Source organism: Corynebacterium uterequi (assembly GCF_001021065.1).
Lineage (GTDB): Bacteria > Actinomycetota > Actinomycetes > Mycobacteriales > Mycobacteriaceae > Corynebacterium > Corynebacterium uterequi.
In genome coordinates this window covers 103420-119185 of sequence record NZ_CP011546.1, presented here as the reverse complement: position 1 = coordinate 119185, position 15766 = coordinate 103420, and the positions used below count along the sequence as shown (strand labels likewise).

The 15766-nt window shown below is 66.4% G+C and carries 17 protein-coding genes and 4 tRNA genes; 11 read left to right on the top strand and 10 right to left on the bottom strand.

The genetic code is table 11. From position 1 onward, the window contains the following. Positions 1–8 precede the first annotated feature (8 nt). Together CUTER_RS00570 and CUTER_RS00565 are read right to left on the bottom strand one after the other, a co-directional pair. Positions 9–995, bottom strand: a complete 987-nt coding sequence (locus CUTER_RS00570; protein WP_047258791.1) for a Gfo/Idh/MocA family protein — start codon at positions 993–995, stop codon at positions 9–11. Next, entirely contained in the window at positions 995–1837 is an 843-nt protein-coding gene (locus CUTER_RS00565; RefSeq protein WP_047258790.1) for a sugar phosphate isomerase/epimerase family protein, read from the bottom strand. The genes CUTER_RS00570 and CUTER_RS00565 overlap by 1 nt, the downstream gene beginning before the upstream one ends. Positions 1838–2058: 221 nt before the next feature. Here CUTER_RS00565 and CUTER_RS00560 point away from each other — a divergent pair, with 221 nt between their 5' ends. Continuing rightward, positions 2059–2490 carry a hypothetical protein gene (locus CUTER_RS00560; RefSeq protein ID WP_047258789.1) on the top strand — a complete coding sequence of 144 codons (432 nt, stop codon included), beginning with the start codon at positions 2059–2061 and terminating at the stop codon, positions 2488–2490. Positions 2491–2555: 65 nt separating this feature from the next. On the opposite strand, the gene CUTER_RS00555 is transcribed toward CUTER_RS00560, so the two are convergent. The 5 genes from CUTER_RS00555 to CUTER_RS00535 form a co-directional block, all read right to left on the bottom strand. Continuing rightward, positions 2556–2628, bottom strand: a tRNA-Arg gene (locus tag CUTER_RS00555). A gap of 95 nt (positions 2629–2723) precedes the next feature. Then, on the bottom strand, positions 2724–3449 hold the full coding sequence (locus CUTER_RS00550; RefSeq protein ID WP_047258788.1) for a VOC family protein: 726 nt from the start codon (positions 3447–3449) through the stop codon (positions 2724–2726). A 9-nt stretch (positions 3450–3458) separates the two neighbouring features. After that, entirely contained in the window at positions 3459–5042 is a 1584-nt protein-coding gene (locus tag CUTER_RS00545) for an SLC13 family permease (RefSeq protein WP_047258787.1), read from the bottom strand. A 183-nt stretch (positions 5043–5225) separates the two neighbouring features. Further along, positions 5226–5301, bottom strand: a tRNA-Arg gene (locus CUTER_RS00540). 214 nt (positions 5302–5515) lie between these two features. Then, positions 5516–5602 (bottom strand) — tRNA-Ser (locus CUTER_RS00535). Positions 5603–5685: 83 nt separating this feature from the next. Between CUTER_RS00535 and CUTER_RS00530 the strand changes: the two genes are divergently transcribed. Further along, positions 5686–6705: a histidinol-phosphate transaminase gene (locus tag CUTER_RS00530; RefSeq protein ID WP_047258786.1), complete on the top strand. Its 1020-nt coding sequence runs from the start codon at positions 5686–5688 to the stop codon at positions 6703–6705. 3 nt (positions 6706–6708) lie between these two features. Then, entirely contained in the window at positions 6709–7083 is a 375-nt protein-coding gene (locus CUTER_RS00525; protein ID WP_047258785.1) for a phage holin family protein, read from the top strand. Here CUTER_RS00525 and CUTER_RS00520 read toward each other — a convergent pair. Further along, positions 7080–7340: a MoaD/ThiS family protein gene (locus tag CUTER_RS00520; RefSeq protein ID WP_236684734.1), complete on the bottom strand. Its 261-nt coding sequence runs from the start codon at positions 7338–7340 to the stop codon at positions 7080–7082. The genes CUTER_RS00525 and CUTER_RS00520 overlap by 4 nt on opposite strands. An 84-nt stretch (positions 7341–7424) precedes the next feature. Between CUTER_RS00520 and CUTER_RS00515 the strand changes: the two genes are divergently transcribed. The 4 genes from CUTER_RS00515 to CUTER_RS00500 are packed head-to-tail and all read left to right on the top strand — an operon-like array spanning position 7425 to position 10606. Continuing rightward, positions 7425–8603, top strand: a complete 1179-nt coding sequence (locus tag CUTER_RS00515; protein WP_047258783.1) for a molybdopterin molybdotransferase MoeA — start codon at positions 7425–7427, stop codon at positions 8601–8603. 17 nt (positions 8604–8620) lie between these two features. Further along, positions 8621–9133, top strand: a complete 513-nt coding sequence (locus tag CUTER_RS00510; protein ID WP_047258782.1) for a MogA/MoaB family molybdenum cofactor biosynthesis protein — start codon at positions 8621–8623, stop codon at positions 9131–9133. Beyond that, complete coding sequence (locus CUTER_RS00505) at positions 9123–9590, top strand: molybdenum cofactor biosynthesis protein MoaE (RefSeq protein WP_047258781.1); 468 nt, start codon at positions 9123–9125, stop codon at positions 9588–9590. The genes CUTER_RS00510 and CUTER_RS00505 overlap by 11 nt, the downstream gene beginning before the upstream one ends. Further along, positions 9587–10606, top strand: a complete 1020-nt coding sequence (locus tag CUTER_RS00500; RefSeq protein ID WP_047258780.1) for a ThiF family adenylyltransferase — start codon at positions 9587–9589, stop codon at positions 10604–10606. Before CUTER_RS00505 ends, CUTER_RS00500 begins: the two co-directional genes overlap by 4 nt. Before the next feature lie 237 nt (positions 10607–10843). On the opposite strand, the gene CUTER_RS00495 is transcribed toward CUTER_RS00500, so the two are convergent. Continuing rightward, positions 10844–10928, bottom strand: a tRNA-Ser gene (locus CUTER_RS00495). Between the two features lie 75 nt (positions 10929–11003). On the opposite strand from CUTER_RS00495, the gene CUTER_RS00490 reads away from it, so the two are divergent. Genes CUTER_RS00490 through CUTER_RS00480 form a run of 3 tightly spaced genes read left to right on the top strand, consistent with a single transcriptional unit; the run spans position 11004 to position 14006 of the window. Next, complete coding sequence (locus CUTER_RS00490; RefSeq protein WP_236684733.1) at positions 11004–12398, top strand: TrkH family potassium uptake protein; 1395 nt, start codon at positions 11004–11006, stop codon at positions 12396–12398. After that, complete coding sequence (locus tag CUTER_RS00485) at positions 12391–13050, top strand: potassium channel family protein (RefSeq protein ID WP_236684732.1); 660 nt, start codon at positions 12391–12393, stop codon at positions 13048–13050. Before CUTER_RS00490 ends, CUTER_RS00485 begins: the two co-directional genes overlap by 8 nt. Before the next feature lie 11 nt (positions 13051–13061). Beyond that, positions 13062–14006, top strand: coding sequence for an NAD(P)H-quinone oxidoreductase (locus CUTER_RS00480; RefSeq protein WP_047258777.1), 945 nt, complete (start codon positions 13062–13064; stop codon positions 14004–14006). 7 nt (positions 14007–14013) lie between these two features. Here CUTER_RS00480 and CUTER_RS00475 read toward each other — a convergent pair whose 3' ends face one another. Then, positions 14014–15231 carry an aminotransferase class V-fold PLP-dependent enzyme gene (locus tag CUTER_RS00475; RefSeq protein WP_047258776.1) on the bottom strand — a complete coding sequence of 406 codons (1218 nt, stop codon included), beginning with the start codon at positions 15229–15231 and terminating at the stop codon, positions 14014–14016. A gap of 101 nt (positions 15232–15332) precedes the next feature. On the opposite strand from CUTER_RS00475, the gene CUTER_RS00470 reads away from it, so the two are divergent. Continuing rightward, on the top strand, positions 15333–15755 hold the full coding sequence (locus CUTER_RS00470) for a hypothetical protein (RefSeq protein WP_047258775.1): 423 nt from the start codon (positions 15333–15335) through the stop codon (positions 15753–15755). The last annotated feature ends 11 nt before the right edge of the window (positions 15756–15766 follow it).

The window sequence follows — 15766 nt, the reverse complement described above, 5'->3', positions numbered from 1 at the left end:
TTAGGGTTCTAGTTGCTGTTGGATGATGCGTAGATTGCCTGGGCGATGCTCAAGGACTTGAGGGCTTCTTCTGGCGAGATCCAGAAGGGTTCGTCATCGTCGAGTTTGCTGTAGAAGTCCCTGATGAGTAACTCGTGGCTGACTCCCCAGTAGGACCGCCCGCCGCTGGGGGCGCGCCGTTCCTCGTACCGGTCTACGGTGCCGTCGTTCCATTGGACTTCAAGGCCGTCCCGGAGGATGACGTAGGCATTCTCGCAGTCAAGCTCGAGCTCAACGGGGCGATGCCGGGGGGCGGTGAGAGTGCCGTAGAACGAGGTGTGAAGGCCGGTGTCGTGGGTGAGGTAGGCGTGGGCGGTGTCTTCCACGTCGATGATCTCGCCGTACTTATCCGTGGAGACCTTGCCGCTGACGTCCACCACTTCGCCCAGGAACCATTGGACGAGGTCCAGGGTATGGATGGCTTGGTTCATGAGGAGGCCGCCACCGGAGCGTTCCTTCTGCCCCCGCCAGGGCTTGTCGCTGTAATAGCCGTCGTTGCGGGTCCAGACCACGGAGGAGTAGGAGCCGTAGATGTTTCCGAGGCTGCCGTCGTCGAGCAGGCGTCGTAGCTGCTGGGAGGAAACGTTGTACCGGTTCTGGAAGCAAACGCCTACCTTGACGCTGGCGTCGGCGGCGGCGTCGACGATTTTCTGGCCCTCGGCGATGGAATGGGCGAGGGGTTTTTCCTGCAGAACGTGAACCCCTGCTTCGATGGCCTTCAGGACCAGGTGGGTGTGCTGGTCGTGAGGGGTGGTGATGTGGAGGACGTCTGGCTGGGCGGCTAACACCGCGTCGGAGGAGTTGTAGACCCTGCCGCCGTAGGTGCGGGCGGCGCGGATGGCGGCGTCGGGGTCGCGGTCGTAGACACCGATGAGTTCGATGTCGTCGATCTCCCGGAGCGCCTCGAAGTGAACGGTGGAGACGTCGCCACACCCGATGAGTGCTGCGGTGGTCATTACTTGTACTCCACACCCGCCTTGTTGAGGACCGTCACGAGGCCGTTGTAAGCCTTGGTCCACAGGTCGGGGCCGCACAGGCCGCCGAACTCGTCGAAGTCACCCAGGTGCGGCTCCAGGGAGACGAAGCCCTCGTAGCCGTCGGCCTTGAACTTGGTAAAGAGGTCGACAAACTGGCCATCGCCTTCGCCCGCCGGGGTGATGATGCCCAGCGGCTCCTCCTCGGTGGGGGTGGTTGCGTCCTTGACGTGAATGTAGTCGATGAAGTCCTTGACTTCCGGGTAGGCCTCGTCGGCGGGCTGGTATCCGCACTGGACGTAGTTGGCCGGGTCAAAGATGGCGCGGTAGTTCGGGGAATCGATGCTGGTAATGAGGTCGACAACGCGGCGCGGGATATCTCCGTAGATGTCTTTCTCATTTTCGTGCAGGAGGGTGATCCCGCCGGCTTCGGCGAGCTCGACCATGGCGCGGGTGCGCGAGAGGACCTCGTCGCGGTAGTTGTCGGCATCCTCGCCTTCGGGGATGAAGAAGGAGAACATCCGGATATAGGGAGCACCGAAGAACTTGGCGACCTCGACGCCGTGGCGGGCGCGCTCAAGGTGGTCCTCGAACGGGTCGGTGATCGAGATCTTGCCGAGGTCACTGCCGACGGAGGAAAGCTTGATGCCGGCTGCGTCGAGCTTGGCCTTGGCTTCGCGGAGCTGCTCGTCGCTGAGATCCAAAACCTTGGTGCCCCAGGCGCTGCGGAACTCTACGAACTTGATACCCAACTGGTTGAGCAGGGAGATCTGTTCATCGAGGTCATTGGCAATTTCATCAGCGAATCCAGTGATGGTCCACATACAGCGGTGTCCTTTCTGCGGGAGGGGTCAGGCAACCGGCGGCGTCCTTTTCTGAGACACCGGCAACGTTATTTAAGATTACCAATCAGCCTAACCAAAAGGCGGGGGTATCGGGTAGGAGATTGCCACTAGTTGCCATATTTCCTCCCCTAGGAGTGTGGGAAACTGATGTTCGAATGGTGGTCACTGTGGTGTAGACGCCAGCCGATAGAATCAGCTGCATGACAAGCACCAACACCTATGATGAGGCGTGGGTCAAGGGCTCCGCCCCACTGTGGAAGAAACTGCTCGTATGGATCTCGATCACGTTCGCAACGCTAGCCCTCATCGGGAGCTTTCAGCCGCCATACCCGAGCTCGTGGGTCGGCCTGGGTCTGGAGGTAGCGGCGATGCTACTTCCGGGGCTGTGGTGGCTGTGGTGCGAGCACCAGGACCGGAAAGCCAGGGCGACCTTCGCGGAATCGGTGAAGTTCCACCAGTTCCTGACGGAGGAAGACCTCAGGCTGGTGGGAGAAGCCACCCCTCCCCGGCCACGGCAGCGGAGATGGCCGCTCGTCGCACTCATCGCCCTGGTTCTTTTTGCGGTGGGAACCACGGTCGACACGGCGGCGGACGCCTCCGCTCCGGCGGCAGAGTCGGTCAGCCGGCAGTAAGCCACTACCGGGCGCGGACATACCAAAAGTGGCCCCACCTTCACAGGTAGAGCCACTTCCTACTGTGCGCCCGGAGGGATTCGAACCCCCAACCTTCTGATCCGTAGTCAGATGCTCTATCCGTTGAGCTACGGGCGCAGTCCCAACATCGTGTACGCGTTGGCAACGAAAAGGTACTCTACACCGGCTCCACCAAAGTAAGCAAAACCCTAGCTCAGAGGGGGTTTAAGAACTCACTCGCGCTGCAGCAATCCCAGGAGTGCGCCGCGGTTATCCGCGATGCTGGCGACGCTGCCCAGCGGGGAGAGCGTCGGCCCGTCGAGCACCTGACCGCCGGCCGCCACGATTTGTTCGCAGGCCGCAGCACAGTCCTCGACGGCGAGATAGAAGCGCCAGTCGCTACCTTCGTCGATAGGTAGGTGGCCGGCGTTGCGAATCCCGAAACCCGAGGTGCGGGCGTAACCCGGTGTCTCCTCGTCGAGTGTGACCCCGAGCACCGCCTCGTAAAACGCACGGGCGGCCGGGTAGTCCCGTGCGAGGAGCTCGAACCAGGCCGGTGCTCCCGCGATGGGCTCCTCCGGCAGTCCAGAGAAGCCGGTGTCCTCCCAGAAAACGACGTAGGCGCCGGAGGTGTCCACGCAGTGCAGCATCCGCCCCAACCCGGGGATGTCCATGGGTTCGAACTCCACCGAGCCGCCGGCGTCGGTGACGCGTCGGGCCGTGGCGTCGATGTTGTCAACCTTGAGGGCCACGGCCCACGCCGTGTCGGCCAGGGGTTCGCCGGTGCCGTCTTCGCGGGTATCGAGGATGCTGGCGACCGGGAGGCCGTCGACGGAGGCGAGGTGGTAACCGTCACGCTCCTCGATGGTCCAAGCGAAGACGCCACCGTAGAAGGCGGCGGTGGCGTCGGGGTCGTCGGTGGCGAGGTCAATCCAGACCGGTTCGGCGTGCTGCTTCATGCCTCCAGGCTAGAGGACGATACCGAATACCGGGATCGCGACGAGGTAGACGGCGGCGGTGATGAGGAAGATGGCGACGATGTTGAGGAAGGCGCCGCCCTTAATCATGTCACCGATCTTGACGTAGCCGGAGCCGTAGGCGATGGCGTTCGGCGGGGTGGCGACGGGCATCATGAAGGCACAGGTGGCGGCGAGGGCGACGGGGATGGTCAGCAGGAGCACGTTCTGTTCGTTTCCGCCGGCGGTAAGGCCGATGCCGGTGGCGACGCCGCCCATGATGGGCAGGAAGGTGGCGGCGGTGGCCGTGTTCGAGGTGAACTCGGTGAGAACGAGGATGAGGATAGTGACCACGAAGATCAGCATGAGCACCGGCAGGCCACCGAGGCCCTTGGAGATCTCGCCGACCCACAGCGACAGCCCGGAGGTGGAGAACATCGCGGACAGGGACAGGCCACCGCCGAAGAGCAGCAGAACGTCCCAGGGCAGCTCGTTGGCGGTTTCCCAGTCGAGGATGCGGATACCGCTGGAGGGATTGGCGGGGATAGCGAACATGAGCAGGCCGGCGACGATGCCAACGACGGCGTCGTGGTACTCAAACTCAAGCCCGAAATAATCGATGGCCAGCGGAACGAATACCCAGGCGAGGGCGGCAAGGGCGAAGATTGCGGTGACGATGATCTGGGCCGGGGTCCAGGCGCCGAGCTTGGCGATCTCCTCGCGGATGAGGGCCCGGCCGCCGGGGATGTCCTTCATCTCGGGTTTGAACACGGTGATGAGGATGCCCCAGGCGGCGAGGGTGAGCGTCAGGGCGATGGGCACGCCGAGCAGCATCCACTGGCCGAAACCAACCTGGAGATCGTGGGCTTCCTTGAGGTAGGCGACGAGCAGGGTGTTCGGCGGGGTGCCGATGATCGTGCCCAGGGAGCCGGTCGACGCCGAGTAGGCGATGGCGAGCATGAGCGCGGTGGCGAAGTTCTTCTGCTTGCGCCATCCTCCGACGGATTCGGCGGTCAGGGTGAGCACGGAGGTGCCGATCGGCAGCATGACGACGGCGGTCGCGGTGTTGGACACCCACATGGAGAGGAAGCCGGTGGCGAGCATGAAGCCAAGGATGAGCCGCTTGGGGCTGGTGCCGACTAAGAGCACGACGGCGAGTGCCATTCGTCGGTGGATGTTCCACTTCTGTAAGCCCAGAGCCAGGAGGAAGCCGCCCAGGAAGAGGAAGATCGTCGAAGATGCGTACGGGGCGCTGACCTCGCCGAAGGAGGCGACCTGCATGATCGGGAAGATGGCCAGGGGCACGAGGGCGGTGGCGGCTAGGGGGATGGCCTCGGTCATCCACCAGGCGGCCATGAGTAGGGTCGCGGCGGCGGTGACGCGCAGGGCGTGCTGCGAGTAGGTAACTTCGGGGTCGGCACCCGCAGATTGGGTAACGAGGTCCGCGGCGTTATCGGGGAAGAAGAAGTAAGCGAGGGCGGCAACGATGGTGCCACCGACGAGGCCAACCGCTTGCCTATGCCATGTGGCGCGGTCGAGGTTGTCCTCTTCGTATTCCTCGGTGATGAAGTTGGTAGCGGACACTGGGGTACTCATGATTGCCGCGCTTTCTCGTGCGTGTACGAATGGGTCTCCTTTGGCACATCGTATTGCGTGGATTACATTTTTCCGCTGTCGAGGCCACCCCCACCTCTCCTCCCCGTGAGATTTTTCAGCGCGACCAGCGCAAATACCCCCAGGATACGACGAAACCCCCACCTTAAGGTGGGGGTGATCGAATGGTGCGCCCGGAGGGATTCGAACCCCCAACCTTCTGATCCGTAGTCAGATGCTCTATCCGTTGAGCTACGGGCGCGCTGAGCAAGAAGCTTAGACCCGCCCCGAAGCTAGTGCCAAATCCCCGCCCCGGCCCTGGCCGGACATTTTCGCTTAACTCTGTCTTACGGGACACACTCTGCGCCCTCGCACGTCCGTCTACGTCCACCTTGGATAAGTGCCATGACCAGCCAAAACGCCACGAAAACAAAGAAAAACGCCTGGCCAGTGACGACCAGGCGTTTTCGGTTTTGCGGAGATGACAGGATTTGAACCTGCGGACCTCGTGAAAGGTCAACTCCTTAGCAGGGAGCCCCAATCGGCCACTCTGGCACATCTCCATCCGGTGCGAGGATGCACCGTGCTCCCATCGTAGTGCGCTCATTCGCCCGGACCAAAATGGCCGGCAGGCTAGGATGGCCCCATGATTCGCCACGACTTGGACTCACTTCCTTCCTACGTTCCCGGCGCGCGGCGCGCGGATGCGCTCAAGTTGTCGTCGAACGAGGTCGCCACGCCCCCGCTGCCATCGGCGGCGGCCGCGATGGCCGAGGCGGCGGCGGGGGCGAACCGCTACCCGGATATGGGGGCAACAGCATTGAAGGAGGCGTTGGCGGCCCAGCTGCGCCTCCCGGCGTCTCGGGTGGCGGTGGGCGTCGGCTCCTCTGCCCTGTGCCAGCAGTTGGTACAGATCACCTCGACGCCGGACAGCGAGGTCATCTTCCCCTGGCGCAGCTTCGAGGCGTATCCGATTTTCGTCCAGGTGGTCGGCGCGACGGCCCGCCCGATCCCGCTGCTCGCCGACGGCGGGCATGATCTTCAGGGGATGCTCGACGCGATAACCGAGCGCACGTCACTGATCTTTGTGTGCAACCCCAATAACCCCTCCGGGCAGACCATTACGGTGGCTCAGTTCGAGGCCTTCCTCGACCAGGTTCCGGAGAATGTGCTCGTCGCCGTGGACGAAGCTTATGTGGAATTCAACCGGGCCGCGGACAGCCCGGTCGCTACGGACTACATGGACCGGCCCAACGTGGTGGGACTGCGTACCTTTTCCAAGGCCTATGGGCTGGCCGGGGTGCGGGTGGGCTACGCCTTCGGCCCGGAAAAGGTCATTGCGGCGTTGGACAAGGTGGCCATCCCCTTCGGGGTGTCCAGCGTGGCCCAGGCCGGGGCGTTGGCGTCTCTGGCGGCCCGCGAGGAGCTCCTGGCCCGGGTGGAGGAGACGGTGGCGGTGCGCGATGAGGTCGCCGACGCCGTGGGTGCGCTGCGCAGCCAGGCGAACTTCGTGTGGTTGCCGGGGGTTGACTCCGCGGCGGTCGCTCACGCGTTGGCGCAGCAGGGGGTGCTGGTCCGCGCCTTCCCGGAGGGAGTGCGGATCACGGTGACCACGCGGGCGGAAGCGAAGCGGCTGCTCGACGCGTGGCGGGAGGCGGGGCTGTAAGCGATGCGAGGATTGGTAAGTGTTGCGCTCGACGTCGTCGTCGTGGCGGTTGCGCTGTACGCGGTGGTGTGGCTGCTGCCGGGGATCACGCTGGTGGGCGACGAGTGGACGTTCCTCGGCGTTGCTGCGGTGTTTTGCCTGGTCAACGCCGTGGTCGGGCCGTTTCTACACACGGTGGGCTTACCGCTGACCTGCCTGACTCTGGGTTTGTTTTCGCTGGTCATCAACGGTCTCATCCTGGTGGCGACGAGTTGGTTGGCGCAGCAGGTGGGCCTGGGGTTGGTCATTGACGGCTTCGGGTGGGCGGTCGTCGGCGCGGTGATCCTCGGGGTGGCACGCTCGGCGACGGGCACCCTGACGGCGCCGCGGCAGCCCTAGCCGCCGGCGAAGGGCGGGAGGACGTCGAGGCGGTGGGCGCCGTCGACGGTGGCATCGCTCTCCACGCGGGCGCCGTCGAGCAGAAAGGTGCAGCGGGCGAGCACGTCGCCGAAGCTCATTCCGGCCTGGGTGCGGCCGTCGTGGGCGGCAGCGCGGGCGGCGAGAATCTCGCCGACGGTGGCGCCAGCAGCGGTGTCGATGTGCTCGACGGGGATGCCGGCGGCAGCGCGGGCAGCGGCGAAGTAGTGGATCTCCACGTCGGTGTACTCCCTCCTTTTCGGATATGCGCTCGACGCTATCATGAGGGACGTTGACGGATCCTCACAGGAAAAGGATGGGCTGTGCCGACGATCGAAGAGCACCTCGAATCCACTCGCCGGCTCCTACTTCCCCTCGGAGTGGAGGCAGTGAAGACCACCGAGGCGGCGGGCCGGGTGCTGGCCGACGACGTCTACGCCGCGTCGGACCTTCCTGCTTTCGATAATTCCCAGATGGACGGCTACGCCCTGTCGTCGCAGCAATGCGCCGCCACCCCGGGCCGGTTTCGGGTGGGGCCGGTGATTCCGGCGGGCACGGACCCGTCGACGCAGTACCCGGAGGGGATTGAGGGCGACGTCGTCCCGGTGATGACAGGGGCGAAACTGCCGGCAGGCACGGCGGCTGTGGTGCCGGTGGAAGAATGCCGGCCAGGAGACTTTGTCACCGAGGGTGCCGTGGTGTCGGTCCCGGCGACCCAGACCGGTCAGTTCGTGCGGCGGCGCGGATCGGATATCCAAAGCGGAGAGCTGCTGCTCCACGCCGGTGGTGCGCTCACCCCGGCAGCGGTGGCAGTGCTCGTGGCCCAGGGCGTGGCCACGGTCAAAGTCGTCGCCCGCGCATCGATGCTCATCGTCACCGGTGGCGCCGAGGTAGGCGGATCCGGCAGCGCATCCATACCGGACTCCAACGCCCCGATGCTGGCCGCGCTGGCGGCCCGCTACGGCATCGTCGTCGCCGGGTTCGTGCGCACCGACGACGACCCCACCCGACTCGCCGCGGACGTGCGCGCGGCGGTGGCCGCCCATCGGCCGTCGTTCATCGTCACCTCGGGCGGCATTTCGGCCGGGGCGTTCGAGGTGGTCCGGCAAGTGTTGTCGCCCACGGGGTGGTTTGGGCACGTCGACCAGCAACCGGGCGGGCCTCAAGGCTTGGCGCGCTTCGACGGCGTGCCGGTAGTGTGCCTGCCGGGCAATCCCCTGTCCACGCTGGTGAGTTTCCGGCTGTACGTCGCCCCGCTGGTCGGTACCGTCGACGAACCGATCACCGCACGGTTGTCGACAGCCGTGACGGGGTTGCCGGACCACCGGGAGCAGTTGCTGCGAGGGCGGTTGCATGTCGAGGACGCCACCGTTGTCGCCACGCCGGTGCGAGGGGCGTCGTCGCACCTGCTGGCTCGATCGGCGGAAGCCACGTGCCTTATCCGTATCCCGGCGGCAGCATCGCTGGTTCCCGGCGACGTCGTCACCGTCTACCCGCTGTGAGCACAGGAGGATTCACCATGGTTCACGATCACGCATCCGACCGGACACGCCCGGGGCGCACCGGCGTGGTTATCGTCGCGTCGACCCGCGCCGCCCACGGGGTGTACGAGGACACCTCCGGCCCGCTGGCGGTGGAGTTTCTGCGCCGCAAGGGCTTCGCGACGCCGGAGCCGATCGTCGTCGCCGATGCGGACATCGCCGCGGCGGTGGACGAGGCCTTCGCCCGCGACCCGCGCCCGAGCGTCATTCTCACCTCCGGTGGTACGGGGATCACCGAGGACGACCGGACGGTGGAGGCTGTCGACGCGCACCTTCAGCGCCACCTTCCCGGGGTGGTGCACGCCTTCTGGGAAGTTGGTCGAGCACACGTGCCCACGGCGGTGCTCTCCCGGGCGGTGGCGGGCGTCGCCGGCCACACGTTCGCCATGACGCTGCCTGGCTCGCGCGGGGGTGTGAAGGACGGCTGCGCGGTCCTCGACGAGCTGCTGGTACCCATCGTCGACCTGTTGGAAGGAACCTATGAGCACTAACGAGGACCCGAGCTACGTCGCCGAGCAGACGGGCATCGTCGTGGCGACCACCCTGACCGATGCCCCGCTGGAACCGCTGCTCGCCGACGCCCGCGCGGCGACCCTGTCGGAGGCGATGGGTGCCCTGGTCGCTTTCGAGGGCGTGGTCCGCGACCACGACGGGGGACGACGGGTGGAGTCGCTGACGTACAGCGCCCACCCGAGCGCCGCGGTGGAGATCGCACGGGTGGCGGACGAGGTTTGCCGCCGCCATCCGCGTACTCGGCTGTGGACGGCGCACCGCGTGGGAGCGCTGGCGATTGGGGATGTCGCGTTTGTGGTGCTTGCTGCGTCCGCGCACCGCGGCGACGCCTTCGCGGCCGCGTCCGCCCTGGCCGACCAGGTCAAGGCGGAGGTGCCGATCTGGAAGGAACAGAAACTGCTTGATGGGCCGTCGACGTGGGTGGGATTGGAATGAGTAATCGGTATGTGCGGCAGGTGACCTTGCCCGGTTTCGGCCACGCGGGTCAGGAGGCACTGGCCGCCGCCCACGTGGCGGTGGTGGGCGCGGGCGGGCTCGGGTCACCGGCCCTGCTCTACCTCGCGGCGGCCGGGGTCGGCCGGATCCGGGTCATCGACGACGACGCCGTCGAGCTGTCCAACCTGCACCGCCAAGTCATTCACACCACGGCACGGGTGGGAACGTCCAAGGCGGACTCCGCCGCCGCGACCATGCGGGAACTCAACCCCGAGGTTCGGGTGGACGTCGTCAATGAGCGTGTGACCTGGGACAATTCCCGTGAACTGCTCGACGGCTGCGACGTCGTCCTCGACGGCAGCGATAACTTCGATACCCGCCATGTGGTCTCCCACGCGTGTGCCCGTCTGCGCATCCCCCACGTCTGGGCCTCGATCCTTGGCTTCGAGGCGCAGTTGTCGGTGTTCTGGGCCGGACGCGGGCCCATCTACGAGGACCTCTTTCCTACCCCGCCGGCGCCCGGCACCGTCCCCAGCTGCGCGCAGGCCGGGGTGCTCGGCCCGGTGGTGGGGGTCGTCGGCTCGGCGATGGCGATGGAGGCGCTGAAGATCGTGTCCGGGGTGGGCACGCCGCTCGTCGGCCGGCTGGGGTATTTCGATTCCCTTTCCGGGACGTGGGAATATGTGCCTCTCGTGGCCTCTTCGGCAGTCACTGAGCACGTGTTGCGGCAGGACCCACCGCGACAGACTCCCGTCGACGTGCCCGAGATTGATCACCTAGACGGATCGCTGCTGCTCGATGTTAGGGAGCCGGAGGAGACCGCGCTGGGCATAATCCCGGGGGCGTTGCTCGTCCCGCTGGCCGACGTCCTGGCTGGCTGGACACCAGCCGATTCGAGGGTCGTCGTTTACTGCGCTAGCGGGGTCCGCTCGGTGCAGGCGGCTGCGGCGTTGCGTTCCCGAGGCATTGATGCGCTCAGCCTCCGCGGCGGCTACGGGCGCTACCTCAGAGACTGAGCCGAAGTTCCCACCCGCTTTCGACTGTGATCTTCGTCCCGCCGCATAGCCGGCTTTCCGTCCTCGAAGTAAGAGCATCGATGAGAGTTAGATTTCCCTTAACTTTCGCTTACGGGACTCGCTTTACGCCCCTACACGTCCGCCTATGTCCACCCTGGACATAGGCTCTGAACAGGTAAAACACCATGAAAACAAAGAAAGCGCCTGGTCAACAGTGACCAGGCGTTTTCGGTTTTGCGGAGACGGCGGGATTTGAACCCGCGGAGGTGTGACCCTCGCCGGTTTTCAAGACCGGTGCATTCGGCCGCTCTGCCACGTCTCCTCGCTGCGCGCAGCTCGCATCTACTGTAGCGCACGGCAGGATGGACAGATGAAATCTCGGCGCTAGTATGTCTCCATGCTTTCCCAGCATCGTCCCGGGGCGTCAGCTCAGCGCCGCGTCTCCTGGGCTCACCGGGCGGATGCCCGGACCTTGACCCCGTCGCGGATGGCGGCGACCGGCATCGTCGGGCTTGTCGCCGGCGGTACCGCGTTGTTGGCCTGCCCGTTGGCGTCCGCCGACGGCCACCCCACCGACGTCGTGACGGCCCTGTTCACCGCCGTGTCCGCGGTGTCCCTGACCGGTTTGGCCATCGTGGACACCGGCTCGCACTTTTCCACCTTCGGCGAGGCCGTCATCATCACCCTGATTCAGACCAGCGGCTTAGGTGTGATGACCCTGGCCACCTTGTTGGGCATTGCCCTGTCCCGGCGGCTGCAGATCTCGCAGCGCCGGGTGGCTGAGGCCGAGGGGCGGATGCTCGCCCCGGGCCGGTTCCGCACCACCGTCTTGGCGGCGGTGATCCTCACCTTGACCTGCGAGGCAACGGCGGCCGTTGTCATGGCGGTGCGCTTCGCCGTCGCCTACGACATGTCCGCCGGCGAGGCGGTGTGGCAGGGCCTATTCCACGCGATTTCCGCGTTCAACAACGCCGGGTTCTCGCTGTCGCCGAACAACCTGATCTCCTATCACTCCGACGGCTGGATCCTGCTGCCCATTGCGGCATCGGTCATCATCGGCGGCCTGGGGTATCCGGTGCTGGCCGACATCACCCGCAAGGTTCTGCGCCGGGGATCCCGACCGTGGTCGATGACCACCAGTATCACGGTGCAAATGACCCTGCTGCTGCTGGCGGTGGGCACGGTCGGTTTCGCGATCTCTGAGTTCCACTGGACCTTCGCCGACCTTGGCCCCGGCGCATTTGCGCTCAACTCCTTCTTCGCCGCCGTCACCCCGCGCACGGCAGGGTTCAACGCGATCGACTACGGGGAGGCGTCCCCGGCTACCCTGCTGCTCACCGATGTGCTCATGTTCTTCGGCGGCGGTTCGGCCGGTACCGCGGGCGGTTTGAAAGTGACCACCCTGGCGGTGGTGCTCGCGGCTGTGTCGGCGGAATTCGCCGGTCGGCGGGACACGTGCGTCGGCCGGCGTATCGTCCCCGCCGCGGCGGTCCGCCAGGCGCTGGCCGTGCTCACCTCGGGCCTGGTGCTGCTGGTGGTGAGCATCATCGTGCTTCGCCTGTTGGAGCCGTCGATGAATGCCGACGCCGTCACGTTCGAGGTCATTTCCGCGTTCGGCACGGTGGGCTTGTCGGCGGGAATCACCGCCGACCTCAGCGTCCCCTCACTGCTCATGCTGTGTGTGGTGATGCTCGTCGGCCGGTTGGGTCCGTTCACGCTCGTCGCCGCGCTGGCGCTGCGTCGATCCGATCGTCACTTCTCCTATCCTGAAGAGAGGCCGTACATTGGCTAAGAGAAACAAATCGACCCCGGTCGCTGTGCTTGGGTTGGGCCGCTTCGGTTCCGCCCTCGCCCACGAGCTGTCCTCCTCGGGAGTGGAGGTGCTGGGCGTCGATTCCGACCCGAAGGTAGTGCAGGCCCACGCCTCCTCCGTCCGGGAGGTGGCGTGCGGGGATTCCACGTCGGAGGCGGTCCTCGAGGAGTTGGGCGTGTTCGAGCTGCCGACGGTGGTGGTGGCGATCGGCCAGCACCTGGAGGATTCCATCCTCACCGCCAGCATCCTCGCCGAGCGGGAGGTGACGTCCATCTGGGCTCGGGCCGATAACCGGCAGCACGAGCGGATCCTGCAGCGCATCGGCGTGCACCACGTCGTCCGCCCAGAGTACGACACTGGTCGACGGGTGGCGCACCTGCTCAACGAGCGGATCCACGAGTTTGCGGAGATCGCCCGCGATTACTCGGTCGTGGCCATGCCCGCGCCGGACATCGCCGTCGCTATCGCGGATCCGCTGGAGCTGTGGCAGCAGCACCACGTTCAGGTGGTGTCGGTGCGTCGCCGCGGGATCTGGCAGCCGGTGGACATCGCCGGGTCGATCGAGGCCTCCGACGTCATCACCATCGCCGGCGCTACGAAGGACCTGGAGAAGTTCTCACTGCTCAACTAGGTTAGGTCGGCATGAAGGCTATCGTGCAGACCAACCCCGATGACCCCCGCTCCCTGCAGTGGCGAGACGCCCCGACCCCCGTGCCCGGTGAGGGCGAGGTCCTGGTGAAGGTGGCGGCAGCCGGTGTCAACCGCGCCGACCTCGTCCAGGCCCAGGGCCGCTACCCGGCGCCGAAGGGGGAACCGGAGACCCTCGGCTTGGAGATCGCCGGCACCATCGTCGACGGTCCGCGCGCCGGCCAGCCGGTGGGAGCACTGCTCGCCGGCGGGGGCTACGCGGAATACGTGGCGGTGCCCGAGGGCCAACTCACCGACGTTCCGGAGGGCTTCGACGCGGTGGCGACGGCCGCCGTGGTGGAGGCGGCGGTGACGGTGTGGTCCAACCTAGTCATGGTGGGTGGGCTCACTGCCGGCGAGACGGTTCTCATCCACGGCGGCGCGGGCGGTATCGGGACCATGGCTATTCAGGTGGCCAAGGCGCTGGGGGCGACGGTGGCGGTCACCGCCGGCAGCGACGAGAAGCTCGCGACCTGCCGCGACTTGGGGGCCGACATCCTCATCAACTACCACTCGGAGAATTTCCTCGACCGGCTCCGCGACAGCTGCGACCTCATCCTGGACGTGGTCGGGGCCGATTACCTCGACGACAATATGCGCTGCCTGCGAGTCGGTGGCCGGCTGGTGGTCATCGCCGTGCAGTCCGGGCCGAAGGCGACGGTGAACCTGGCGCGGATGATGCCGCGGCGGCAGTCGATTCACGCCACAACGCTGCGCTCCCGGCCGCGGGCGGAGAAGGCGCGCATCGTCGCGGAGACGGTGGCGAACGTGTGGCCCATGCTCGCCGACGGCCGGGTCCGGCCCCTGGTGCACGCCACCGTGCCCATGGCGGAGGCGGCTCGCGCCCACGACCTGCTCGATTCCGGCGAGGTGACGGGCAAGATCGTGCTCACCGTGTAGCCCGGCGCTAGGCCAGGGAGGCCACCACCCGCACGAGGTGTTCCAGGTCGGTGGCCCGGTTGAAGGGCCCGAGGCCGACGGTGACCGCGCCGTCGACCTCGTCGATGCCCATGTCGATGAGCAGCTCGGAGCGGGTGGTCAGCGTGGTGATGATCTGGTTATCGACGAGCCGGCGCTGAATAGTCTCGGCGGGCACGCGCGGCATGGCGAAGGACAGCCGCGGCAGCCGGTGCCGGTTCGCGCCGGCGGCGGCTTCGCCGGTCATGCCGAGGACGTGCACGGTGGGCAGCGTCTCCAGCAGCGTGTACAGGTATTGGCCCAGGGAGCGCAGGTAGGCGGACATCTCCCCCATGGACACTTCGAGCCGCTCACGGCGGGTGCCGGGGGTGTCAACGAAGGACGCGTAGTGGTCCACGAGCGGGACCACGCCACCGGCCAGCCCGGCCGACACGGTCGAATGGAGAACGTCGGCCGTGCCGGCGGTGACCGTATCGAGCGGGGTGACGGATTCCAGGCGGCGGAACATCATGGAGTCCCGGAACGCCAAGGCCGCGATCTGCGGGCCGCCCATGGCCGCAAGGTCCAGCCCCACGATGTCCGCGCCCCACTTTTCGATGTCGATGAAGTAGTAGGGGGCGAGGTGGGAGGCGTCGACGAGCACCCACGCCCGGGAGCGCTCCCGCACGCGTTCGACGACGTTGGCGACGTCGACCACCGTGCCGAGCTCCGGGTGAGCCACGCCGGCGGACACGAGGCGGGTGGAGCCGTCGACCAGGTCGCTGAACTGCCATTCGGGCAGCTCACCGGTGCCGAGGTCGGGGCGGGCCCAGCGCACGTCGGACGTGGCTGAGGCGAAGGGGGTGACCAGCTCCGGCGCGTCGATGCGGCTGAGAACCACCGAAGAATTATGCCGCCACATCCGCCGCATGGACTGCGCCAGGTAGAGGTGCAGCACGGGCAGGGAGGGACCGAGGACGACGCAGTCGGGGTCCACCCCGACGAGGTCCGCGACGGCGGCCTTGGCGTCCCGGATGACGCCGTCGCCCTTCGTCGTCGGCCGTTGCCCGATGGGTTCCACGATCGTCGTCGAGCGGCGGAACGCCAACGCGACACCTGAGGCGACCCGCTCCGGGATCTGTGGAACGGAGTGCGCGTTCAGGTACGTCCACCCATCGCTCAATGACGGGTAAAGACCGCGGACGCTGAAAACGTCATACCTGCTCACCGGTGCACATCCTCCTATAATGCTAGCCCTGGGTCACGTTGCTCTTTAGGATACCCCAGTAGGTTCTCTTCAGTTCGAGCCCCAAGTTAGGAGAGCATATCGTGCCTCGACGCCTTCGGCCTCATGCCCTGGCCGCCATGATCGTCGTCCCCGCGGTTCTCCTCACCGGCTGCACCATCCCATCGGCGCCGTCGGCGCCCGCGACGGCCACCGTCACGCAGCAGGTCACGACCACGGTCAGCGTCACGGCTACCGAAACCGCGACGATCACCAGCTGGGCGCAGCCGGCCACTGTCCAAGCGCACCCGGGGGACGGCGGAGACCTGCGCATCGGCACGTACACGACCCGCGACGGCTGCGAGGCGGCCGCCACGCTGGCGTCGCAGCGTCTCCGCACGGAGTCGCCCTGGCGCGTCGGGGACTGCGAAGGCTCAGAGCAGGCCTGGTTCTTCACTCTCCACCCGACCCGCCCGGAGCCGAGCCCGACGCCCCGAGTATCGTCGACGACCACCGCGACCCGATAGGGTGATGTAGC

What these genes read in the sequence shown, in the direction of transcription:
- CUTER_RS00570 (WP_047258791.1), bottom strand. Translation starts at nt 995, where the DNA reads ATGACCACCGCAGCACTCATCGGGTGTGGCGACGTCTCCACCGTTCAC.
- CUTER_RS00565 (WP_047258790.1), bottom strand. Translation starts at nt 1,837, where the DNA reads ATGTGGACCATCACTGGATTCGCTGATGAAATTGCCAATGACCTCGAT.
- CUTER_RS00560 (WP_047258789.1), top strand. Translation starts at nt 2,059, where the DNA reads ATGACAAGCACCAACACCTATGATGAGGCGTGGGTCAAGGGCTCCGCC.
- CUTER_RS00550 (WP_047258788.1), bottom strand. Translation starts at nt 3,449, where the DNA reads ATGAAGCAGCACGCCGAACCGGTCTGGATTGACCTCGCCACCGACGAC.
- CUTER_RS00545 (WP_047258787.1), bottom strand. Translation starts at nt 5,042, where the DNA reads ATGAGTACCCCAGTGTCCGCTACCAACTTCATCACCGAGGAATACGAA.
- CUTER_RS00530 (WP_047258786.1), top strand. Translation starts at nt 5,686, where the DNA reads ATGATTCGCCACGACTTGGACTCACTTCCTTCCTACGTTCCCGGCGCG.
- CUTER_RS00525 (WP_047258785.1), top strand. Translation starts at nt 6,709, where the DNA reads ATGCGAGGATTGGTAAGTGTTGCGCTCGACGTCGTCGTCGTGGCGGTT.
- CUTER_RS00510 (WP_047258782.1), top strand. Translation starts at nt 8,621, where the DNA reads ATGGTTCACGATCACGCATCCGACCGGACACGCCCGGGGCGCACCGGC.
- CUTER_RS00505 (WP_047258781.1), top strand. Translation starts at nt 9,123, where the DNA reads ATGAGCACTAACGAGGACCCGAGCTACGTCGCCGAGCAGACGGGCATC.
- CUTER_RS00500 (WP_047258780.1), top strand. Translation starts at nt 9,587, where the DNA reads ATGAGTAATCGGTATGTGCGGCAGGTGACCTTGCCCGGTTTCGGCCAC.
- CUTER_RS00490 (WP_236684733.1), top strand. Translation starts at nt 11,004, where the DNA reads ATGCTTTCCCAGCATCGTCCCGGGGCGTCAGCTCAGCGCCGCGTCTCC.
- CUTER_RS00480 (WP_047258777.1), top strand. Translation starts at nt 13,062, where the DNA reads ATGAAGGCTATCGTGCAGACCAACCCCGATGACCCCCGCTCCCTGCAG.